The organism is Protofrankia symbiont of Coriaria ruscifolia, from assembly GCF_900634745.1.
Classification (GTDB): Bacteria; Actinomycetota; Actinomycetes; order Frankiales; family Frankiaceae; genus Protofrankia; species Protofrankia californiensis.
Genome location: NZ_CAAAFR010000159.1, coordinates 8,211 through 30,601 on the forward strand (window position 1 = coordinate 8,211; position 22,391 = coordinate 30,601).

General features: G+C 70.4%; 19 protein-coding genes. 1 reads left to right on the forward strand and 18 read right to left on the reverse strand.

Translation table 11 applies throughout. The features are described from left to right. The 14 genes from CV1CTNOD_RS26885 to pyrR all read right to left on the reverse strand — a co-directional run. Nucleotides 1–383 (reverse strand): methionyl-tRNA formyltransferase (locus tag CV1CTNOD_RS26885; protein ID WP_278043931.1); only part of this gene is annotated, 383 nt, incomplete at its 3' end. Nucleotides 384–577: 194 nt separating this feature from the next. After that, complete coding sequence (def, locus tag CV1CTNOD_RS17515) at nucleotides 578–1,126, reverse strand: peptide deformylase (RefSeq protein ID WP_131787117.1); 549 nt, start codon at nucleotides 1,124–1,126, stop codon at nucleotides 578–580. Nucleotides 1,127–1,370: 244 nt separating this feature from the next. Then, complete coding sequence (locus CV1CTNOD_RS17520; protein WP_131787118.1) at nucleotides 1,371–3,794, reverse strand: primosomal protein N'; 2,424 nt, start codon at nucleotides 3,792–3,794, stop codon at nucleotides 1,371–1,373. 206 nt (nucleotides 3,795–4,000) lie between these two features. Continuing rightward, complete coding sequence (gene metK / locus CV1CTNOD_RS17525) at nucleotides 4,001–5,197, reverse strand: methionine adenosyltransferase (RefSeq protein WP_131787119.1); 1,197 nt, start codon at nucleotides 5,195–5,197, stop codon at nucleotides 4,001–4,003. 41 nt (nucleotides 5,198–5,238) lie between these two features. After that, complete coding sequence (gene coaBC, locus CV1CTNOD_RS17530; RefSeq protein ID WP_131787120.1) at nucleotides 5,239–6,582, reverse strand: bifunctional phosphopantothenoylcysteine decarboxylase/phosphopantothenate--cysteine ligase CoaBC; 1,344 nt, start codon at nucleotides 6,580–6,582, stop codon at nucleotides 5,239–5,241. 91 nt (nucleotides 6,583–6,673) lie between these two features. After that, nucleotides 6,674–6,958 (reverse strand): DNA-directed RNA polymerase subunit omega, encoded by a 285-nt coding sequence (gene rpoZ / locus CV1CTNOD_RS17535; RefSeq protein WP_131768037.1) that lies wholly within the window; start codon nucleotides 6,956–6,958, stop codon nucleotides 6,674–6,676. Nucleotides 6,959–7,291: 333 nt separating this feature from the next. Then, on the reverse strand, nucleotides 7,292–7,837 hold the full coding sequence (gene gmk, locus CV1CTNOD_RS17540) for a guanylate kinase (RefSeq protein WP_131787121.1): 546 nt from the start codon (nucleotides 7,835–7,837) through the stop codon (nucleotides 7,292–7,294). 305 nt (nucleotides 7,838–8,142) lie between these two features. After that, nucleotides 8,143–8,460, reverse strand: a complete 318-nt coding sequence (mihF, locus tag CV1CTNOD_RS17545) for an integration host factor, actinobacterial type (protein ID WP_131768039.1) — start codon at nucleotides 8,458–8,460, stop codon at nucleotides 8,143–8,145. 261 nt (nucleotides 8,461–8,721) lie between these two features. Next, on the reverse strand, nucleotides 8,722–9,516 hold the full coding sequence (gene pyrF / locus CV1CTNOD_RS17550; protein WP_131787122.1) for an orotidine-5'-phosphate decarboxylase: 795 nt from the start codon (nucleotides 9,514–9,516) through the stop codon (nucleotides 8,722–8,724). Further along, on the reverse strand, nucleotides 9,513–12,938 hold the full coding sequence (gene carB / locus CV1CTNOD_RS17555; RefSeq protein WP_131787123.1) for a carbamoyl-phosphate synthase large subunit: 3,426 nt from the start codon (nucleotides 12,936–12,938) through the stop codon (nucleotides 9,513–9,515). The genes pyrF and carB overlap by 4 nt, the downstream gene beginning before the upstream one ends. 169 nt (nucleotides 12,939–13,107) lie before the next feature. Beyond that, nucleotides 13,108–14,199, reverse strand: a complete 1,092-nt coding sequence (carA, locus tag CV1CTNOD_RS17560) for a glutamine-hydrolyzing carbamoyl-phosphate synthase small subunit (RefSeq protein WP_131787138.1) — start codon at nucleotides 14,197–14,199, stop codon at nucleotides 13,108–13,110. Between the two features lie 1,244 nt (nucleotides 14,200–15,443). After that, a complete protein-coding gene (locus CV1CTNOD_RS17565; protein ID WP_131787124.1) occupies nucleotides 15,444–16,850 on the reverse strand; it encodes a dihydroorotase in 1,407 nt (468 codons plus the stop codon). Beyond that, complete coding sequence (locus CV1CTNOD_RS17570; RefSeq protein ID WP_131770819.1) at nucleotides 16,847–17,770, reverse strand: aspartate carbamoyltransferase catalytic subunit; 924 nt, start codon at nucleotides 17,768–17,770, stop codon at nucleotides 16,847–16,849. Before CV1CTNOD_RS17570 ends, CV1CTNOD_RS17565 begins: the two co-directional genes overlap by 4 nt. A 118-nt stretch (nucleotides 17,771–17,888) precedes the next feature. Beyond that, nucleotides 17,889–18,524, reverse strand: coding sequence for a bifunctional pyr operon transcriptional regulator/uracil phosphoribosyltransferase PyrR (gene pyrR / locus CV1CTNOD_RS17575; protein ID WP_431607133.1), 636 nt, complete (start codon nucleotides 18,522–18,524; stop codon nucleotides 17,889–17,891). 305 nt (nucleotides 18,525–18,829) lie between these two features. On the opposite strand from pyrR, the gene bldD reads away from it, so the two are divergent. After that, the gene (gene bldD, locus CV1CTNOD_RS17580; RefSeq protein WP_131768042.1) at nucleotides 18,830–19,330 is read left to right on the forward strand and encodes a transcriptional regulator BldD; all 501 of its coding nucleotides are present in this window, start codon (nucleotides 18,830–18,832) and stop codon (nucleotides 19,328–19,330) included. Between the two features lie 305 nt (nucleotides 19,331–19,635). Here the strand turns inward: bldD and nusB are convergent, their stop codons facing one another. The 4 genes from nusB to aroB form a co-directional block, all read right to left on the reverse strand. Beyond that, a complete protein-coding gene (nusB, locus tag CV1CTNOD_RS17585) occupies nucleotides 19,636–20,052 on the reverse strand; it encodes a transcription antitermination factor NusB (protein WP_131770817.1) in 417 nt (138 codons plus the stop codon). Further along, complete coding sequence (gene efp / locus CV1CTNOD_RS17590; RefSeq protein ID WP_131768044.1) at nucleotides 20,049–20,612, reverse strand: elongation factor P; 564 nt, start codon at nucleotides 20,610–20,612, stop codon at nucleotides 20,049–20,051. The genes nusB and efp overlap by 4 nt, the downstream gene beginning before the upstream one ends. 93 nt (nucleotides 20,613–20,705) lie before the next feature. Beyond that, nucleotides 20,706–21,149: a type II 3-dehydroquinate dehydratase gene (locus CV1CTNOD_RS17595; RefSeq protein ID WP_131768045.1), complete on the reverse strand. Its 444-nt coding sequence runs from the start codon at nucleotides 21,147–21,149 to the stop codon at nucleotides 20,706–20,708. Next, nucleotides 21,146–22,279 carry a 3-dehydroquinate synthase gene (gene aroB / locus CV1CTNOD_RS17600; RefSeq protein WP_131787125.1) on the reverse strand — a complete coding sequence of 378 codons (1,134 nt, stop codon included), beginning with the start codon at nucleotides 22,277–22,279 and terminating at the stop codon, nucleotides 21,146–21,148. Before aroB ends, CV1CTNOD_RS17595 begins: the two co-directional genes overlap by 4 nt. Between the last annotated feature and the right edge of the window lie 112 nt (nucleotides 22,280–22,391).

Sequence of the window (22,391 nt, forward strand, 5' to 3'; positions counted from 1 at the left end):
CCTGCCAGCAGGGCGCGCTGCACGGGCGCGGCACCGCGCCAGGCGGGAAGGACGGAAAAATGCAGGTTGACCCACCCGTGCCTGGGGATGTCGAGCGCGGCCCGCGGCAGCAGGGCGCCGTAGGCCACCACCGGGCAGCAGTCGGGCGCGATCTCGGTGAGCCGGGCGAGGAAGTCGGGGTCACGGGCCCGGTCCGGCGTCAGGACCTCCACGCCCCGCTCCTCGGCAAGAGCCCTGACAGGCGGGTGCGCGACCTTGCGACCACGGCCTACCGGCCGATCGGGACGGGTCACGACCGCGACGACGCTGTGGCGGGGAGAATCGAACAGCGCCCGCAGGCTCGGCAGGGCCGCCGCCGGGGTACCGGCGAACACCAGCCGCATCAGCGGCCACCCCGCCAGGTCGATCGTGTGGATGGGAACAGGCGAGGACTCACGGTCCAACGCTAGCCCCGTCCCGCGCACGCGCGGTCCAGCGGGTTGTGTTCCGCGGAACAATCACTGGCTGTCCTGACCGAGCTGGCCCGGCGTCCGAACTACCGGCTCACCGACCAGCCGCGACGCGCGGGCGAGCCCGGTCAGCGGGCCCGGCCGAACAGCGGGTGCGGGGACACCTTCACCGCGGGTAGCGCCTGCCCGGCCCACTCCGCCTCGCGGATGGCCTTCATGGCCGCCTTTTTCGTGACCTGATCCAGCCTGTCGATGAACAGCACCCCGTCCAGATGGTCGGTCTCATGCTGGACACAGCGTGACATCAGGCCGTTGCCCTCGATCGTGATGGGGTCGCCGTGGACGTTCTGACCAACCGCAAGCACCCGCTCCGGCCGTTTCAGTTCGAACGAGAGACCGGGCAGGGAAAGGCAGCCCTCGTCGCCGTCCATCAGCTCTTCGCTGAAGGGCCCGAGGACGGGATTGATCAGATGCCCGATCTGGTCCTCCACGTCGAAGGTGAACACCCGCAGCGACACCCCGAGCTGCGGCGCGGCCAACCCCACCCCGTTCGCCTCGTGCATGGTCTCGGTGAGGTCGACGACCAACCGGCGGAGCTCCTTGTCGAAGGTGGTGACCGGCTCGGCCACCGTCCGCAGCACCGGGTCTCCCAACAGTCGGATCTCCCGAACCGTCACTGTCGCACCTCTTCCCGGGCCTGCCCCGCCGCATATTCCGCGCGTACATCGTACGTATTCCACTACCTGTCTGTTGCCGCCGCACGTCCGGCACAGGCAGGCCGGCACAGGCAGGCCGGCACCTGCCGCATCCCCGGTCGGGGCGCGGCAGCGGCATCGCCGATGATCGGACACCGTCGCACGAGCGGTGGAAGCCCATGCTACGGGCCGCATGGCCACGGCTGTGTGGTGAACACCGTGGGCGTCACACCAGGGTGATCGGATCGAGCACGACCCGGACCGGCGCGGACCTGCGGGCGTCAAGCACACCGCGGGCTGCCTTGACTGCGGTGGCAAGGTGCTGCCCCTGCGCTCTCGGGACCCGTACCAGGACGCGCTCCCACTGCTGTGCGGCAGGTTCCTCCGGCCGATCCGCCGCGGCAGGTTCCAGCCGACCCGCTGCCCCAGTGCCACCCGGCCGACCCGCTGCCCTGGCACCACCCGGCCGATCCGCCTCGTCCAGCGGGACCGGGCCGAGAACGTCGACACCGGCGGGGAACTGCGCCGCCGCGACCAGCTCGGCAACCGCACCGGCGACGCCTTCGACAGCGAGGACGCGGGTGGCCGGCGGGAAGCCGAGGGCGGCACGCTCGTCCGCCTCCCGCCGGACGAACCAGGCGGGATCCCAGCGGGTCAGCGCCTGGACCACCGCGAGTCCGGCGTCGGCGATGACGACGACCCGGCCGCCGTCCGCCGCGGGCCGCGCAAGCGCCGCCGCCGCGCACCATCGGCGCAGCGTCTCCTCGGCCGCACGCAGGTCCGGACGGCCCAGCAGCGCCCAGGTGTCGAGCAGCAGGACCGCGCCGTAGCCACCGTCGGCCACCGGCTCAGCTCCGGGGGTGGCAACCACCAGCGCGGGCGCCGCCGCGACGGTCGCCAGCACACCGTCGCGGCCCGAGGTACGCACGGCGGCCCCGGGGAACGCACGCCCGAGTTCCTCGGCGGTCCGCCGGTCACCGACGACGCTCGCCCGGAACCGGACGTCCCGGCAGTACGGGCATTGCCACTTAGCCCCGGCCGGACCGGCCGGACCGGCCGGAGGCCATCCACCACCAGCAGCAGCCGCAGCAGCCGGACCGGCCACAGGCCGTTCACCAGCAGTCACAGCCGACAGCCGACGATCATCGGCGTACCCGCCGACCGCCGGACGCGCGCACCAGCCGCAGGTCGGCGGCCCCAAGCCGCCATGGCGTCCCAGCGGCCCCCGGCAGTGCCGGCACCGGGCCGGACGCCGGCAGCCCGCGCAGGCAAGCGCGGGTTGATACCCGCGCCGCGGCACCTGCACCAGGACCGGTGTGCCCGCGGCCAGCGCCTCACCGGCGGCGCGCCACGCCAGCGACGGCAGCCGCGCCGCCCGCGCCGCCGGGTCCCTGGCCTCCTCGAAGTCCGAACCCGTCGCCTCGACCCGGGGCGCGGCAGCCCGGACCGCCGGACGCGGCGCGATCAGGGCCGCGGCCCAGCCGACGCGGACCATCGCCTCGGCCTCGGTCGACGGCGACCACCCTCCGACGATCAGCGCCGAACGCTGTTGACGGGCGCGCAGCACGGCGACATCCCGGACGTGGGGGTAGGGAGAGCGCGGCTCGGCGTGCAGGTCGTCCCCGTCGTCCCACACAAGGATCAGGCCGAGGTCCGCGACCGGTGCGAACACCGCCGCCCGGGTACCCACGACAACCCGGGCACGTCCACGGCGGACAGCGAGAAAGCGCCGGTACCGTTCGGCCGGGCCGGCATCGGCGCGCAGCGCGACGAAACCGCCCGGGCCAAGGGCGTCCTCCAGCGCGGCGGCGACCCGGTCGACGTCGCGGTGGTCGGGCACGACGACCAGGGCCCCGCGCGCGGACGCCACCGTGGCGGCCACGGCCGCGGCAACCATCGCCGGCCAGGACGGTCCGGGAAGCGCCCACCACACGATCCGGGGACTGCCGCCGGCCCGCAGGGCAGACAGCGTCGGCTCGCCGTGGGGGTAGTGCGACCAGGCGCCGTATGCCAGGGCGCCTTCCGCAGGCCCGCGGATCCCTGTGCCGGACCCGTCCGTGCCGCAGCCGTTGGCACCGGCGGATCCCGCCATCAGCTCCTTCTCCACCCGGGCATGCCGGGGTGGGACGGCGAGCCGGAGCACGTCGGCGACCGTGCCCGCGTAGCGGTCGGCCACCGCCCGGGCCAGCTGGGCGATCTCGGGGGCGAGGACCGGTTCCCCGGACACGACACGGTTCAGGAAGGCGAGCCTGCCCTCATGGTCGGAGCGCTCACAGCGTTCGAGGATGAAACCGTCCAGGAGCCGGCCGGCGAAGCGGACCCGGACGCGTGCGCCGGGGACGGCATCCTCGGCCCACTGCTGCGGCACCAGGTAGTCGAACGGCCTGTCCAGATGGGCATGCCCGACGTCCACCGCGACCCGGGCGACCGGCAGCTCGCTCGCCGCGACCGGCGCCCCCGGGGCGGCCGCAGCCCTCCTGCCGGCGGCTGCCCGGGGATGCGCTGTCCGGGCCGGGCGGGTACCCCGAACGGGCGTCGGCACGCCGCCGCCCGCCACCGAGGAGGCTGCACCGGCCGCCGGGGGGATCGTGCCGGTCTTTGGGCCGGCCGAGGTGTCCAGCCCGCTGAAGACCCCAAGCTGTTCGGGCATACCTGTTGGTACCAGCCCCCTACGACAGATCGTCCGCGCCCCCATGGAGACAGCAGCCCCAGAGGCAGGAACCCGCAAATTTGTGCGAACCGGACACCCGTCGTCACATACTCCGCTGGCGATCGCACGGGCGATCGCCAGCCCCAGACGCAGAGGTCCCCAAATTTTCGCTTCGCGAAAATTTGGGGAGGCGGGAAATTCGGGGGTTACCCGCGCACGGCGGCGGCCAGGGCCTGGGCGCGAGAGCTCGACTCCCAGGTGAAGTCGAGCTCCGGACGTCCGAAGTGGCCGTAGGCGGCGGTCTGGGTGTAGATCGGCCGCAGCAGGTCCAGATCCCGGATGATCGCAGCCGGCCGGAGGTCGAAAACGGCGGTCACGGCGTCCTGGATCTGCTCGTCGGGCACCACGCCGGTGCCGAAGGTCTCGACGAACAGGCCGACCGGGTGCGCCTTGCCGATGGCGTAGGCGACCTGCACCTCGCACCTGCGGGCGAGCCCGGAAGCGACCACGTTCTTGGCGACCCAGCGCATCGCGTATGCCGCCGAGCGGTCGACCTTGGACGGGTCCTTGCCGGAGAAGGCACCGCCGCCGTGGCGTGCCATGCCGCCATAGGTGTCGACGATGATTTTCCGCCCGGTGAGGCCGGCGTCCCCCATGGGGCCACCCACCTCGAACCGGCCGGTCGGGTTCACCAGCAGCCGGTGCCCTTCGGTGATGATGTCGAGGGTGGCCAGCTCCGGGACGACGACGAACTCGGCGATGTCGGGCGCGAGCAGGGTGTCGAGGTCGATGTCGGCCGCATGCTGGGTGGAGACGACAACGGTGTCCAGGCGCACCGGCCGGCCGTCGGCGTACTCGATGGTGACCTGGGTCTTGCCGTCGGGACGCAGGTAGCCGATCTGGCCTTCCTTGCGGACGGCGGCCAGACGCCGGGCGAGCCGGTGAGCCAGCGCGATCGGCAGCGGCATCAGCTCGGGCGTCTCGTCGCAGGCGTAGCCGAACATCAGGCCCTGGTCACCGGCGCCCTGGCGGTCCAGCTCGTCCTCGCTGGAGCCACCCACCCGGGCCTCATGGGCGGTGTCGACCCCCTGGGCGATGTCGGGCGACTGTGACCCGATCGACACGCTCACCCCGCAGGACGCGCCGTCGAAACCCTTCTTGGACGAGTCGTAGCCGATCTCCAGCACGCGCTCCCGGACGACAGCGGCGATGTCCACATAGGTGTCCGTGGTGACCTCACCGGCGACGTGGACCTGGCCGGTGGTGATCAGTGTTTCGACCGCGACCCGGCTGCGCGGATCATCTTTGATCAACGCGTCGAGGATGGAGTCGCTGACCTGGTCAGCGATCTTGTCCGGATGTCCCTCGGTAACGGACTCGGAAGTGAACAGGCGTGTCGCCACGTCATGACCCCCTGGGAGATCCAGTCTGATTCGGGCGAAGTCTACCGGCGGGTACCGGCGGGGACACCGACAACGGGGTCATCTGTTACGGCGAGTCGTGCCGCGACCAGATCGAGCACCTGATGCGCGAGGAGGTCCTTACTGGTTCGTTCGATCACGGTCTGCGTGCCGTCCGCACCGAGAACCACCGCGGCGTTGTGGTCGACCTCGAAACCGAGCCCGTCGCCGACCTGGTTGACGACCAGCAGGTCCGCTCCCTTGCGGGCGAGCTTCTCCCGGCCCAGATCCACGATGTCGACACCGGGCCCGCCGGTCTCGGCGGCGAAGCCGACCAGCACCTGACCCGGCCGGCGGGCGGCGACCAGCTCGGCCAGCACGTCCGGATTGCGGGCCAGCGCCACCGGTTCGGGGACGCCATCGCCCTTTTTAATCTTGTAGGTCGCCCGGACGACAGGACGGAAGTCCGCGACCGCGGCCGCCATGATCACAACATCCGCCTGCGCCGCCCGGGCGTGCACAGCCTCCCGCAGCTGCACGGCCGACACCACCGGGATGGTGCGCGCCCCCGCGACGTCCGGCAACGCCACGTTGGCCGCCACCACGACGACCTGCGCGCCCCGGGCGAGTGCGGCTCTGGCCAGCCCGTAGCCCTGCCGCCCGCTGGAGGAGTTGCCCAGGAAGCGGACGGGGTCGAGATGCTCACGGGTACCGCCGGCGCTGATGACGATCCGCCGGCCGGCGAGGTCTGGCGCCTGCTCGGGCGGCCCACCGTGGGAGTGGCCGGTGCTACGCCGGGCCGGCACAGACCTGGCCAGCACGGACCTGGCCAGTGCGGCGATCTCCACCGGTTCCGGCAGCCGGCCGGCGCCCGAGTCCGCGCCGGTCAGCCGGCCCACGGCCGGGTCGACGACCAGGCAACCGCGGGCCCGAAGCGTGGCCACGTTGGCTACGGTGGCCGGGTGCTCCCACATCTCGGTGTGCATGGCCGGGGCGAACACGACCGGACATCGGGCGGTGAGCAGGGTGGCGGTCAGCAGGTCGTCGGAGCGTCCGGTGGCGGAGCGGGCGAGCAGGTCCGCCGTTGCCGGGACGACGAGCACCAGGTCGGCCTCCCGACCGAGCCGGACGTGTGCCACCTCGGCCGCGTCGGTCCAGACGTCGGTGGCCACCGGATGCCCGGACAGCGCCGCCCAGGTCGGCTCACCCACGAACCGCAACGCCGACTCGGTGGGCACGACCCTGACGTCATGGCCGGTCTCGGTGAGCTGGCGCAGCACCTCGACCGCCTTGTAGGCGGCGATCCCACCGGATACGCCCAGCACGACGCGGGGGCGCCGCACGACCGCGGACGCCGCGGTGCCGGCATCGATCGGGTCAGCTGACATCAGCGGTCATGTCCGGGTGGCATGTCGCCTCCGGATGGCACGTCGCCTCTGGTGGCATATGTGGCTGACATGCGGTTGCCGGAGGAGGTTCTCAGGATGCCGGCGGCAGTGGTTCGCTGACGGTCTCGTGCGTCAGCAGACCGGCGTTGATCTCACGCAGCGCGATGGAAAGCGGCTTCTCCTGGGCGCTGGCGGTCTCGACCAGCGGGCCGACGTACTCCAGCAGGCCCTCACCGAGCTGCGAGTAGTAGGCGTTGATCTGCCGGGCCCGCTTGGCCGCGTAGATCACCAGGCCGTACTTGGAGTCGGTGGCTTCCAGGAGCTCGTCGATCGGCGGATTGGTGATGCCTTCGGGCTGTGCGACAGTGCCGGACACGGTGTCCTTCCGCAAACACGGGGCTGTCAGCCTGCTGGCGAACTGACAGCGTGGTCAGGATCTACAGTGGTCGAGATGGGTCGGGATCAGTCGGGACTCAGCGGGGCAACACCGAACCCTCGATCCCTGCCACAGTACGGACTCCTACAACAGTACGGACTCCTACAGTAGAGCAGCCGGTGGCGTGTCAGCCGGCCGACGGTCGGTCGGTGGATCGGCTGGCCGGTCGCCGCTCGCCCGTCCACGAGCCCGGGGAACCCGCGATGGCCAGCGGGCCAAAGGTGACGCGATGATGTTTCTTTCGTGCCACCGGAGGCCCAGATCCCCGGGTCGCTAGTCGGTGTCCATCAGAGAGACCAGCCGGGCCGCCGCTCGGGTCACGTCGTCGTTGACCACCACCGCGTCGAACTCGGATTCGGCGGCGAGCTCTATGCGTGCCCGGTCGAGGCGGCGGCCGATCACCTCCGGCGACTCCGTGCCTCGTCCGGTGAGCCTGCGGACCAGCTCCTCCCAGGACGGCGGGGCGAGGAAGACGAACCGGGCGTCGGGGACGCCCGCACGCACCTGGCGGGCTCCCTGGAGCTCGATTTCCAGCAGGCACGGCACCCCTTCGGCGAGCCGGGCCTCCAGGGGCGCGCGGGGGGTTCCATAGGCGTGACCGGCGAACATCGCATGCTCGAGAAGCTCACCCTTCTTGACCATCAAGGTGAACTCCTCGACATCGACGAAGTGATACTCCACCCCGTCGGTCTCCCCCAGGCGCGGCGCGCGTGTCGTGCAACTGACCGAAACCCAGACCTCGGGATGGTGTCGGCGCACCTCGGCGACGACGGTTCCTTTCCCGACTCCTGACGGACCGGACAGAACGGTAAGCCGCATCCTTACACCGTAGTGCGCTGCGGCTGCGCACTCAAAAACCATGATCGTGCCAGCTGTGGCCGGACCCGTGCGCCGACCGGCGTTACGACCCACCATGGTGGGTTACCCGGGTTACCAGGTCACCTGCCTGGTCTCCCGGCCGGTCGGCCGGGCAGGCCTCGTCGGTGCATGCGGCCGGCGCATCGGCAGAGAAATGTCGGTACGGCGACCCGGCGGTGCTTGGGTTGTCACCATTGCCGGGACGCCGTACCAACCCCACTGCGCCCAGAGATATGTGTCATTTGCCTGCCGGGCACTGGTGTTGCTCAGGAACCCGCGAACTCCTGAACCAGCGCGGCCCGCTGTTTGGCACCCAGGCCGCGTAGGCGACGGCTGTCGCTGATCGCGAGCCTCTCCATGATCCTTGTGGCGCGGACACGACCGACGCCGGGCAGGGATTCCAGAACAGCGGCTACCTTCATCTTTCCAATGATCTCATCGGTGTCGGCTCTCTCCAGGACGGACGCGAGTGACACTTCCGCCTTCTTGAGCCGTTCCTTGAGTTCTGCACGCTGCTTACGCGCCAACGCAGCTTTCTCGAGGGCAGCAGCCCTCTGCTCGGGCGTGAGGGGCGGCAGGGGCACGGGTACGCCTCCTTCTTTCGGGTGATCGCGGCGCCGCGCAAACTAGCGAATAACGGGCGTCTCGGTCCAGCCGGCGGTACGGGTACATCCGCGGACTATTGTCCACAGGATGGGGTCCGTACGTTGACCTGAATCGGGTTGCCGCCACGCGCACCCTTTGCTTTCGGTCGCTCGCCGACCACCGTACCGGGCAGATCCCCTCGAGATGGCCAGACCGGGGCCTGTGTGATGTCACACCAGGTCAGCGGCACCGCGGTTGCGTCAACATCCGGTCACGAACCGGGCCGCGGCAGCCCCGGGATCGCTCGACGCAATGATCGGACGCCCCACCACGAGAAGATCGGAACCCGCCTCGACGGCTTCGGCGGGCGTTGTCGTACGCGCCTGGTCATCGGGCAGCGACCCCGCCGCGCGGATTCCAGGTGTGATAAGAGTCACGCCACTTCCGACCTCTGCGCGGACCGCGGCGGCCTCCCGGGGGCTGCACACCACCGCGCGCGCACCCGCGGCCACCGCCACCGCCGCAAGCCTGCGTACGACGTCCGAGGGTGTCCCGCCGAATCCGGCGGAGGCCAGTTCCGCACTGCCCAGGGAGGTCAGAACCGTTACCGCGGCGATTTCGACGTCAGGCGCGGCATCAACCGCCGCCCGCACCATCGCCGCACCCCCGGTGGCGTGCACCGTCACATAGCGGGGTTCAAGTCGCGCCACGGAACGCATCCCCGCAGCCACCGTGTTGGGAATGTCATGCAGTTTGAGGTCGAGGAACAGGCCGACCCGGTCCCCGCCGGCGGACCTGCCATCGCCCTGTTCATCCACGCCCTGTTCATCCACGACCGCGTCCCGCAACCCGTCTGTGACCACGTCTCGCAACGCGGTCACGATGCCGGGTCCCTCGCGGTAGAACAGCCCCAGTCCCACCTTCAGAACGGCCACGTGCGGTGCCACCGCTTCGGCCAGGCGCAGGGCGCTCGGCCCGTCGGGCACGTCCAGCGCGACCGCCAGGGGTGGACGCGACGTCCAGGCGCTCAGCCGCGTCCGCGGGAACGTGGTCACCCCGTCACCGCCTGCTCGCGGGCGTCATCGGCGGGAGTCTGCCGGTGGGCGTCACCGGCAGCGGCCTGCCGGACGCCGTCGGGCCCGGCAACACCGCGATCACCACCGGATCCGCCGGAGTCGGAGGCGTGCAGGTCCTGCCAGGCGGTGTGCAGCCCGGCGTGGAAGCTCTGCAACGGCAGCACGCCCATGTCACCCCGCACCAGCGCCTCGATGGCCTGCACGCAGGCGGCGGCACCCTGGATCGTGGTGATACAGGGCACGCCGGTGGCCACGCACGCCGCCCGGATCTCGTATCCGTCCAGTCTCGGGCCGACCCCCCACGGAGTGTTGATCACCAGGTTGATCTGGCCGGACGTAATCATTTCGACGCAGTCGACCAGGTTCGGGCTGGGCACGGAGTGCTTGCCCAGGACGACCGCCTTCACCCCGTTGCGACGCAGCACCTGCGCGGTCCCCTCGGTGGCGTAGACGACGAACCCGAGGTCGGCGAGCCGTTTGATCGGGAATATCATCGCGCGCTTGTCACGGTTGGCCACGGATACGAACACCCGGCCGTAGACGGGCAGCGACGCATAGGCAGCGGCCTGGGACTTGGCGTAGGCGGCGCCGAAACCGGCATCGATGCCCATGACCTCGCCGGTGGACTTCATCTCCGGCCCGAGCACGGTGTCCACCCCGCGGCCACCGGCGTCCCGGAACCGACCGAAGGGCAGGACCGCCTCCTTCACCGCGATGTGGGAGTCCAGCGGCAGGATCGCGCCGTCGCCGTGGGAGGGCAGCAGTCCCTCCGCGCGCAGCTGCGCCACGGTCGTGCCGACCATCACCCGGGCGGCGGCCTTCGCCAGCGGCACCGCGGTCGCCTTGGACACGAACGGCACGGTGCGCGACGCCCGCGGGTTGGCCTCCAGCACGTACAGCACGTCGGACTGCAGGGCGTACTGGACGTTGAGCAGGCCGCGTACGCCCACGCCCTCGGCGATGAGACGGGTGGACTCGCGGATGCGCTCCAGGTCGGCCCGTCCCAGGGTGATCGGCGGCAGGGCGCACGCCGAGTCGCCCGAATGGACCCCGGCCTCCTCGATGTGCTCCATCACGCCGCCGAGGTACAGCTCGGTCCCGTCGTAGAGCGCGTCCACATCGATCTCGACGGCGTCGTCGAGGAACCGGTCGACCAGGACGGGGTGCTGCGGGCTGATCTCGGTCGCGCGCTCGATGTAGGCGCGCAGCATCGCCTCGTCGTAGACGATCTCCATTCCGCGGCCGCCGAGGACGTAGGACGGCCGTACCAGCACCGGATAGCCGATCCGTTCCGCCACGGACCGGGCCTCGGCGAAGAAGGTCGCCACCCCGTGCGGGGGCGAGGGCAGCCCGGCCCGGGCGAGCACCTGCCCGAACAGGCCACGGTCCTCGGCCAGGTGGATCGCGCTCGGCTCCGTCCCGATGATCGGGACGTCGGCCGCGGCCAGCGCCGCGGCGATACCCAGCGGGGTCTGGCCACCGAGTTGGACGATCACGCCGATCAGCGGCCCGGCCTCCTGCTCGGCGTGGACGACCTCCAGGACGTCCTCGACGGTGAGCGGTTCGACGTAGAGCCGGTCGGCGGTGTCGTAGTCGGTGGAGACCGTCTCCGGATTGCAGTTGATCATAATCGTCTCGTAGCCGGCGTCCGACAGCGCCATCACCGCGTGACAACAGGCGTAGTCGAACTCGATGCCCTGCCCGATCCGGTTGGGCCCGCTGCCCAGCACGATCACCCGCGGCCGGTCGCTGGAGGCGACCTCGGTTTCACTGTCGTAGGACGAGTAGTGATACGGCGTGGACGAGGCGAACTCGGCCGCGCAGGTGTCGATGGTCTTGTAGACCGGCCGGATACCGGCGCGGTGGCGCGCCGCGCGGACCGCGTCCTCGGTGGTGGCGAGCAGGTCGGCGAGCTGGGCGTCGGAAAACCCCGCCCGCTTGGCCCGCGCGATGTCGGCCGGCGCGATGTCGGCCAGGTCACCGGTGACGGTCGCGGCGATCCGGTTGAGGTAGTCGATCTGTTCCACGAACCAGGGATCGATGCCGGTCACCTCGGTCACCCGCAGCCGTTCCGCCCCGGCCCGCAGGGCCTGCTGCACCGTGCGCAGCCGTCCGTCGTGCGGGACGCGGGCCCGCTCCAGCAGCTGCTCGGCAGCCCCCGGATCGCCGGTGAACGCGAACACCGCCGACGGCTGCTCCAGCGAACGCAGTGCCTTCTGCAGCGCCTCGGCGAAGCTGCGCCCCACCCCCATGGCCTCACCGACGGACTTCATCGTCGTGGTCAGCGTCGGGTCCGCCCCCGGGAACTTCTCGAAGGCGAACCGCGGCACCTTGACCACGACGTAGTCCAGCGCCGGTTCGAAGGCGGCCGGCGTGGTGCGGGTGATGTCGTTGGGGATCTCGTCCAGGGTGTACCCGAGCGCGAGCTTCGCGGAGATCTTCGCGATCGGGAACCCGGTGGCCTTCGACGCCAGCGCCGACGACCGGGATACCCGGGGGTTCATCTCGATCACGACGAGCCGCCCGGTCGCCGGATCCACGGCGAACTGGATGTTGCACCCACCCGCGTCGACGCCCACAGCCCGCATGACCGCGATGGCCATGTTCCGCATCTGCTGGTATTCGCGGTCGGTCAACGTCATCGCCGGGGCGACCGTCACCGAGTCACCGGTGTGCACACCCATCGGGTCGATGTTCTCGATCGAGCAGACCACGACCACGTTGTCGGCCCGGTCCCGCATCAGCTCGAGCTCGAACTCCTTCCAGCCGAGCACGGACTCCTCGACCAGGACCTCCGACGAGGGGCTGGCGGCAATGCCGTCCGCGGCCATCCGGCGCAGCTCGTCCGCGTCGTGCGCGAAACCGCTGCCGGCGCCACCGAGGGTGAAGCTCGGGCGTACCACCACCGGGTAGGAGAACTCCTCGGCGGCGGCCAGGCACTCCTGGGGTGTCGTGCAGATGGCGCTGCGGGCGGTCTCGCCGCCGACGGAGGCCACGATGTCCTTGAACGCCTGCCTGTCCTCGCCCGCGCGGATCGCGTCGATGTTCGCGCCGATCAGGCGGACACCGTAGCGGTCGAGGACGCCCGCATTGTGCAGATCCATGGCGGTGTTCAGCGCGGTCTGCCCGCCCATGGTCGCCAGCAGCGCGTCCGGACGCTCCCGATCAATGATCTTGGTGACCATCTCCAGGGTGATCGGCTCGACGTAGGTGGCGTCCGCGAGGTCGGGATCGGTCATGATCGTTGCCGGGTTGCTGTTGACCAGCACCACCCGCAGGCCCTCGGAGCGCAGCACCCGGCACGCCTGCGTCCCGGAATAGTCGAACTCGCAGGCCTGACCGATGACGATCGGTCCTGATCCGATGACCAGGACGCTGGTCAGATCCTCTCGCCGCGGCATCAGCGCACAACCTCCCGTCCGCGTCCCCGCCTACCCGCCTCCCAGGCACCCGGCCCCGGGGTGACCCGCCCCCGGATGACCGCCGCCCGGATGACCGGCCCACAGACCGGTCCGCTGCGTCTCATACCCGGCCCGCCGCGGTATCCCACGACGCTGTGCCTGCCGGCCTTCACCGGCGGGCGGCCATGAGGTCACGGAACCGTTCGAACAGACCGTGTGCGTCATGGGGACCCGGCGCCGCCTCGGGATGGAACTGGACGCTGAACGCGGGCACGTCCAGGCACGCCAGGCCCTCGACCACACCGTCGTTCAACGCCACGTGGCTGACCTCGACCCGCCCGTACGGAGTCTGCGTGACACCGTCGCGCGGCGCCCGGACGGCAAAGCCGTGGTTGTGACTGGTCACCATGATCCGGCCGGTCGCGATGTCGGCCACCGGCTGGTTCACCCCGCGGTGGCCGTAGGTCAGCTTGTACGTCTCGAAGCCGAGCGCCCTGGCCAGCACCTGGTTGCCGAAGCAGATCCCGAAGACCGGAACACCGGCGTCGAGCACCCGGCGCACCGCCTGGACCGCGTAGTCCGCCGCCGCCGGATCACCTGGGCCGTTGGACAGGAACACCCCGTCCGGCGCCAGCTCGAGCAGCGCGTCACCACTGCTGCGTGCCGGCAGGACGTGCACCTCGCAGCCGAGCGCGCGCAGCGCGTTCGGTGTCGCCCGCTTCATACCCAGGTCGAGCGCTGCCACCCGGAAGTACGGAACGTCGGTGGCGGCCGGCACCACGTAGGGCGCCGGGGTGCTGACCTGCGGCGCCAGGTCGGCACCGACCATGCTCGGGCTCGTACGGACCCGTTCCAGCAGCTCGCCGGGATCCTGCGCGGCGCTGCCGATGCCGCATCGCATAGCCCCGCGTTCTCGCAGGTGGCGGGTGAGGGCCCGGGTGTCGATGCCGCTGACGCCCACCACCCCGGCGGCTACCAGTTCGTCGTCGAGGGTGCGCTGCGCCCGCCAGCTTGAGGCGATCCGGCTCGGGTCACGCACCACGAAGCCGGCAACGTGGATCTTCTCCGACTCGTTGTCGTCGTCGTTGACCCCGGTGTTGCCGATGTGCGGCGCGGTCATGACCACGATCTGCCGGTGGTAGGACGGATCGGTGAGAGTTTCCTGGTATCCGGTCATACCGGTCGCGAAGACGACCTCGCCGAACGTCTCCCCACGCACGCCGAACGCCTCACCGGTGAAACTGCGCCCGTCCTCCAGCATCAGCCGGACGCCCGCGGAACCGCCGGCGCGCGACGCGGTGGAGCGCGCCGGCTCGCTCAGGTGGCCGGGAGGGCCACCGACCGCCGACGCCCCACCGCCATGCTCACCCTCGCCTGCGCTCACCACGTCCCCAATCCGTTCCGGCGACCCGCCGTTCCTCCGGCCCGCCGCGGCACTCACCCAGGTGTCTTTCATCTTGCGGACGACCTCCCCCAGCGGGGACGTCAGTGGATCGACATGAACGGCTTGCGTGGTGTGCCCGGGGCCACCGGCCGGGCGCTCCTGCCCACCTGTGCCACCCGCCGCAGCGGACCTGCCGGTCCGCGGGTAGGTGGGCTCTGGCAGCCCTGGTTCGGGCAGCGTGGGCCGTGGGCCGTGGACCGCAGTGGACGACGGCGCGCGGGTGACGACCGGTATGGTCGACGCACCCTGCGGGTGGGGCATACCCGGCACCGTCGACGGACCCAGCACCGGCGGGTTGTTGTCCAGCGCACCGGGTGACCGCTCCGGTGACACGGTGCCATCCGGCCCGGTCCCCTCCGGGGGCCGCATGGCCGTAGGTAGCTGCCCTTGCGCCGCGGTTCCCAGGACCCGCGGGCGAAGCCGCGACACCGCTCGTCCGACCGGCCGGGGTTTGGTGACCTCGCCGTCCATGGGCGCCGGCAGCGGGCCGATCAGAGCGTGCACCGCGCGGACGACCTTGGGCTGGCGGGCCCGGTCGTCCCCGCGTAGGCCCGTCTCCAGCTCGTGCGCGCCGAGCGACCAGGCGATGACGATGATGCGCCCGACGCCAGCGACCTTGCCGCCGTGCGCCCGCTCGAGGCGGGCGCCGCGGACGGCCTCCCGCGGAATCCAGAAGGGCTCGCTGCCGGCCCGGTCCACCCGGATACCGTGATCGTAGACGGACACGTACGCGTCGGCCCGTCCCCCCAGGCCGCGGGCGGTGATCCGGTCGAGCCAGTGCCCCGCGTCCACCGTGCCCAGGTACAGACCCTTCAGCGGCGCGGCCACGACAGCGCCGGTCTGTTCGGGGACCTCCGGCATGTCGGGAAGATCCTCCTCCTGGCGTTTCGCGCGGTGACGCCAGCTGCGGCGCATGCCGTCCACCGCCGCTATGAACAGCAGGAGGCAACCGAAGGCGAACAGCAGGTGCAGGCCCAGCCGGTCCGGGCCGCGGTCGGGTGCCGCCAGGGGAAGGCCGCCGGGGAGAGCCACGAGCGAGGCGGTGAAGGTGAGATGGTCGGTCATGCGATCTTCCCGTCGAGCACGGTTGGACGCCCCCGCAAGAACGTGGCCTGGACACGTCCAGGCAGCTTGCGGCCGGCATAGGGAGTGTTACGGCTGCGGCTGGCAAGCGCGCCGGCGTTGACCGTCCAGCGGGCCACCGGATCGACCAGGACCAGGTTCGCCGCAGCTCCCGCCGACAGCGACAGCGCCCCGACCGCGGCCGGGTGCACGTCATACCGATGTGTGTCATGTGGATGTGTGTCATGTGGATACGCGTCGCGGTGTCCGCTCGGCAGGCCGCCGATCCGCCCCGGGGCGATCGCCATCCGGTCAGCGAGCCCGGCCCAGTCCAGCAGCCCCGTCTCCACCATGGTCATGATTGCGATCGACAGCGCGGTCTCGAGACCGACCATGCCCGGGCGGGCGGCCATCCACTCGGTCTCCTTGTCCTGCGGGGCGTGCGGGGCATGATCGGTCGCGATGCAGTCGATCGTGCCGTCGGCGAGCCCCGCGCGCAGCGCCTCGACGTCCACCGCGGTCCGCAGCGGCGGATTGACCTTGTAGACCGGGTCGAAGGAGCTGGCCAGATCGTCGGTGAGCAGCAGATGGTGCGGGGTGACCTCGGCGGTGACCCGCCAGCCCTTGGACTTCGCCCACCGCAGGAGCTCCACCGAGCCGGCGGTGGAGACGTGGCAGACGTGCAGCCGGGATCCCACGTGGCCGGCGAGCAGCACGTCCCGCGCGATGATCGCCTCCTCGGCGGCGGCCGGCCAGCCGAGCAGGCCGAGCCTCGCCGACACCACCCCCTCGTTCATCTGCGCGTCCTCGGTCAGCCGGGGCTCCTGGGCATGCTGGGCGATCACTCCGTCGAACGCTTTGACATACTCCAGCGCCCGGCGCATGAGCACGGCGTCGGACACGCAGTTGCCGTCGTCGGAGAACACCCGGACAGCCGCGGCCGACGACGCCATCGCACCGAGTTCGGCGAGCCGGACGCCCCGCAGCCCCTCGGTCACCGCACCCACCGGACGCACGTCACAGTGCCCGGCGTCCCGCCCGAGCCGCCAGACCTGCTCGACGACTCCGGCGGTGTCCGCGACGGGCTCGGTGTTGGCCATCGCGAACACGGTGGTGAAACCGCCCAGCGCCGCCGCCCGGGTTCCCGAGGCGACGGTCTCGGCGTCCTCCCGGCCCGGTTCCCGCAGGTGGGTGTGCAGGTCCACCAGCCCGGGCAGCGCGACCAGGCCGTCGGCGTCCAGGACGTTCGCGCCGGGGGCGGACAGGCCGCGGCCGACCTCGGCTATGACCCCGCCGTCGAGCACCATGTCCACGGGATCGGCGCCGAGCGGTCGTACGCCACGCAGATGCCAGCGTCCGGCGTCCCGCCCGGGCTCGAAGGCGGCCACGTCGCCGCGTTGCGTCATGACACCTCCCTGGTGCCGCCAAGAAGCAGATACAGAACCGCCATCCGCACGCTTACGCCGTTGGCGACCTGCTCGACCACTGTCGAGCGGGTCGAGTCCGCGACATCCGAGGCAATCTCCATTCCGCGCACCATCGGCCCCGGATGCATGACCAGCGCGGATGGCGGCATCGCCGCAAGCCGGTCGGCATCCAGACCGTACCGGCGGGTGTACTCCCGCTCGGTGGGGAAGAACGCCGCGGTCATCCGCTCCCGCTGCACCCGCAGCACCATCACCACGTCGCTCTTGGGCAGGACCGCATCGAGATCATAGGAGACCTCGACCGGCCACTGATCCACCCCGACCGGGACGAGTGTCGGCGGGGCCACCACCGTCACGGCCGCGCCCAGGGTGGACAGCAGCCACATGTTGGAGCGGGCCACTCTGGAGTGCAGGACGTCACCGACGATCGTGACGGACAGGCCCTCGATACGGCCGAGCCTGCGGCGGATGGTGAAGGCGTCCAGCAACGCCTGGGTCGGATGTTCGTGAATGCCGTCCCCGGCGTTGAGCACGCTACCGCGCACCCAGGCGGCAAGCCTGTGCGGAGCACCACTGGCGGGATGCCGACAGACCACGGCGTCGGCCCCCATCGCCTCAAGGGTCTGCGCGGTGTCCTTGAGGCTTTCGCCCTTGGAGACGCTCGACCCCCGGACCGAGAAATTGATCACATCCGCGGACAGGCGCTTGGCGGCGAGCTCGAAGGACGTCCGGGTCCGGGTCGAATCCTCGAAGAAAAGGTTCACCACCGTACGACCGCGCAGGGTCGGCAGCTTCTTGACCGACCGGTCGGCGACAGTGGCCATGTACTCGGCCGTGTCCAGCACCAGCAGAGCATCGTCCCGGCCGAGATCCTGTGTGGACAGCAGGTGGCGCATCATGCCGGCGCCCCGCCCGGCAGCCGCCACCTGGCCGGGCCATCCGCGTCCGGCCCGTTCACGGCCGGAGCAGGCGGAACCGGACCGGCCCGGCCATGCCGGCACACCGAGCCCCCCGGAGTCATCGACCCGCTCCTTCCGACAGGATCATCACGGCGTCCCGGCCGTCGGTCTCGGTGAGACGAACCGCGACGGCCTCCTGCCGGGATGTCGGCATGTTCTTGCCCACATAGTCGGCCCGGATCGGCAGCTCCCGATGACCACGGTCCACCAGTACCGCGAGCTGTACCACTCGGGGCCGGCCGAACTGCGCCAGTGCGTCCAGGGCCGCCCGCACCGTCCGGCCGGAGAACAGGACGTCGTCCACGAGGACCACCGTGCGGCCGTCGATCCCCCCGTCCGGAAGGTCGGTCACTTCCAGCGGGCGGACGGCGTGAAACCGAAGGTCGTCACGGTGCATGGTCGGATCGAGCGAACCCACACCGAGCTCGACGCCTTCGACCGCCCGGACTCGTGCGGCGAGTCGACGGGCCAGCGGAACGCCGCGGGTGGGTATGCCGAGGAGCACGACGCCGTTTCCGCCAGCCGTCTTCTCCAGGATCTGATGGGCCATCCGGGTGAGAACCCGGCCGATGTCCTCGCTGGAGAGCACCGTGTGGGCCGTGCCGCGGCCGGATGCCTCCGGGCCGGGCGTGGACCCTTCCGATGCGGGCGTACCTGAAGCGGGCGTACCTGAGGCGGGCGTGGTCATGCCCATGTCCCTCCTTCCCCGCCTCACTGGACGGTCCTTAAAGGAGCGGTCCGGATGACGGTATCAGGCACCACATATTGTCACTGCACGTTACAAGTTGAGAACCCCATGCACACGAACGGCCCCCGGCGCAAAAATTCCCTGGCTGTAACGCCTAGTGCAATCGATGGGCTACAGAAAGTGGTACAAAGAAAGTGTCGACACGACCCCCCTGGTGGTGAGCGACAACCGACCCAGGACTACTATCGGTAACCACCGGCGGCAAGAGCTCCGGTTCCAACTGATCGACCACGACGGGAGTGGGCACTCCGATGTCCGACTATGCGAAGGCGCTCGGTGCTCGGCTGCGAGCAATACGCACCCAGCAGGGGCTCTCGCTTCATGGCGTCGAGGAGAAGTCGCACGGGCGCTGGAAGGCTGTCGTCGTGGGCTCCTACGAACGCGGAGATCGCGCTGTTACAGTGCAGCGCCTGTCCGAACTCGCCGAGTTCTACGGTGTCCCGGTGGGAGAGCTCCTCCCCGAGGGTTCCACCGTGGCTCCGCTCGAACAGTCTCCGCGCATCGTCCTCGACCTGGAACGGCTTTCCCAGGTTCCGAAGGAACAGGGCGGCCCACTCGCCCGCTATGCGGCGACCATCCAGAGCCAGCGCGGGGACTACAACGGCCGCGTACTCTCCATCCGGTACGAGGACCTGCGTTCCCTCGCGGTCATCTACGACACCTCGCCGAGCAAGCTCACCGAGCAGCTCGTCTCATGGGGCGTCCTGAGCCCGGAGCAGGGTCAGGAAGCCGGAATCAGCGAATCGGCCTGACCGGGGCACAGGCCAAGTCTGACCGGCCAAAGGCGGCGCGACCATGTTTTCGCGCCGCCGGTGGCTGCGCGCAGGCCCAGCTGGCCAAAGGCGGCGCAACCATGTTTTCGCGCCGCCGGTGGGCGTAAGCCGGCTCAGCCGGCCAAAGGCGGCGCAACCGTCTTTTCCGCGCGCCGTCAGCGGCCGCAAGAAGAGCCGGCCCACCCGCCATCCGGCCGGGAGACACCACTGTGGCGTCCCCCGGCCGGACAAAGGCGTCCCCACCGGACGGGTCCTCGCCGGCTTGGGTCGTCGCGGCTTGGCTTCTACGAGCGCGACGTCCGCCCCAGCTTGAGGTCGAGCAGACGCGCCAACAGCCCGTTGACGAAGACCGGCGACCGCTCGGTCGACACGAGCCCGGCGAGTGCCACGGCTTCGTCAATGGCCACCCCGTCAGGGATGTCCTCGCGCCACAGCAGTTCCAGCGCGCCGATCCGCAGAATGTTGCGGTCCACCGGCGGCATGCGCTCAAGGGTCCATTCCTCGGCATAGTCGGAAAGCATCTCGTCGATGTCGGCGAGTCGCTCGGCGACACCCTCGACGAGAGTGACCGTGTATTCGGGCACGGGCGGATCCGACTGGGCGAGCCGCTGCGCGAGCGTCTCGGTGAAGCTGCTCCCGCGCAGGTCCGCCTCGTAAAGGATGTCGAGGGCGCGTTTACGAGCCTTCGACCGGGCGCTCAGCTCGTCACCCGGCCTAGGTAGCGACCGTCCCTCGTGTCCACCTTGACCTTCTCTCCGGTGGTGATGAAGAGCGGCACCTGAATCGTGGCGCCGGTCTCCAACGTCGCCGGCTTGTTGCCACCGGTGGAGCGGTCGCCCTGGACACCCGGCTCGGTCGCCGAGATGACCAGTTCGACGCTGGCGGGCAGCTCCACGTAGAGAGGTGCTCCGTCGTGCAGCGCAACCGTCGCCGTGGTGTTCTCCAGCATGTAGTCCGCGGCATCGCCCACGACCGCCGGTGGGATCGGGATCTGGTCGAACGACTCGCTGTCCATGAAGACGAAATCGGCGCCGTCGCGGTAAAGGAAGCTCATCTCACGCCGGTCGACGGTTGCCACGTCGACCTTCACTCCGGCGTTGAAGGTACGATCGACAACCTTGCCGGTCAGGACGTTCTTCAATGTCGTCCGGACGAACGCCCCGCCCTTCCCGGGCTTGACGTGCTGAAACCCGACGACGTTCCACAAGGTGCCGTCGAGGTCGAGTGTCATGCCGTTCTTCAGGTCATTCGTCGTTGCCACTGCGCACAACTCTCCAGCCGGACCAGCAGGTTGGTCCGTTCGACTGACGGGGATCTCGTGAAAGTCTATAGCCCCGGCACACCACCCCAGCGTCTACGGCGCTGCCAGCCGGACCCTTGCCGCGATCGCCCGCAACGCAAGCAGGTAGGAGTCGAAGCCAAGACCGGTGATCGTCCCGACAGCCACCGCACTGATCACGCTGTGATGCCGGAACGCCTCCCGGGCATGGGTCTGACTCAGGTGAACCTCGACCAGCGGACCCTGCACCTGCGTGGCCGCGTCGCGCAGCGCATAGGAGTAATGCGACCAGGCACCCGGATTCAGTACGACCGCGGCGTCGACGTCGGCGGCCTCGTGCAGCCAGCGCAGCATCGTGGCCTCGTCGTCGGTCTGCCGGCAGTCCACCTCCAGCCCGAGCTCGGTGGCCAGTTCCCGGCAGGCTGCCACCAGGTCGCCGTAGCTGCGGCTGCCGTACACCGCCGGCTCCCGTAGCCCCAGCCGGCCGAGATTCGCGCCGCTGAGCACCATGACCTTCATCGCTGCCCGCCTCCACCGGGCAGATCCGACAGTTCCCGTGCCACCTCCGAGAACGCGGCCACGACCAACGCCGGATCCGGGTCGTCCAGTGTGCGTGGGCGACCGAGCCCGTCGAGGACGACGAAACGCAACCGGCGACCGCGGCTTTTCTTGTCCACCCGCATCGCGTCAAGCAGTGCCGGCCAGCGGTCTGCCCGGTAGGTGGTGGGCAACCCGGTCCGTTCGAGCAGTTCGCGATGCCGGTCGGCGGTGGCCTCGTCCAGCCCCACCGCGAGCCGGCTCAGGGACGCGGCAAAGACCATGCCAACCGACACCGCGGCACCGTGGCGCCAGGTGAATCCCTCGACCTTCTCGATGGCGTGCCCGAGAGTGTGCCCGTAGTTGAGAATTTCCCGCCGGCCGTCCTCCCGCGGATCGGCCGACACCACCTCCGCCTTCACCCTGATCGACCGCTCGATCAGTTCACGCTGGTGACGCAGGCCGGTCGGGTCGTCCTCGAGCAGGTCGAGGATGCTCGAATCGGCGATGAAACCCGCTTTCACGACCTCGGCCAGGCCCGAGGCCCGCTCGTTCGCGGGCAGGGTCGCAAGCGTCGCCAGGTCGCAGAACACGGCAAGAGGATGGTGGAACGCCCCGACGAGGTTCTTGCCGGCGTCGATGTCGATCCCGGTCTTGCCGCCGATCGCCGCGTCCACCATCCCCAGGACCGTGGTCGGGATCTGCACGACGTCGACACCGCGCAACCACGAGGCCGCCACGAAGCCGGCGAGGTCAGTCGCCGCCCCACCGCCGAGGCCGATCACGATGTCGTCGCGGGTGAAGCCGACCTGGCCAAGGACGTCCCAGCAGAAGCCGGCGACGCGCAGCTGCTTGGCCTGCTCCCCGTCGGGGATCTCGACCGCGTGGGCCTCGACCTTCGCGGTGTCCCGCAGGTCCGCGACCACCGCCTCCGCGGTCGCCCGCAGTGCGCGGGGGTGGATGACCGCGGCACGGGTACGACCGGCGACCAGGTCGGCGAGTTCGCCGAGCAGACCCGCACCGACCACGACCTCGTAGGGGCGTTCACCGGTCGGGGCGACCTCGATCCGGCTCACCGGTACCGGGCTGACCGGCGTCCCCGACGGCAGCATCGAAGGTGCGGGGGGCGGGGTCGCAGGCGACGTCGTCACGGCCTGACCAGCGATCCGGGGACCTCGGCCTCCGGCAGCGCGCCAGAAACATGATCGCGCTGCTTTTGGCCCT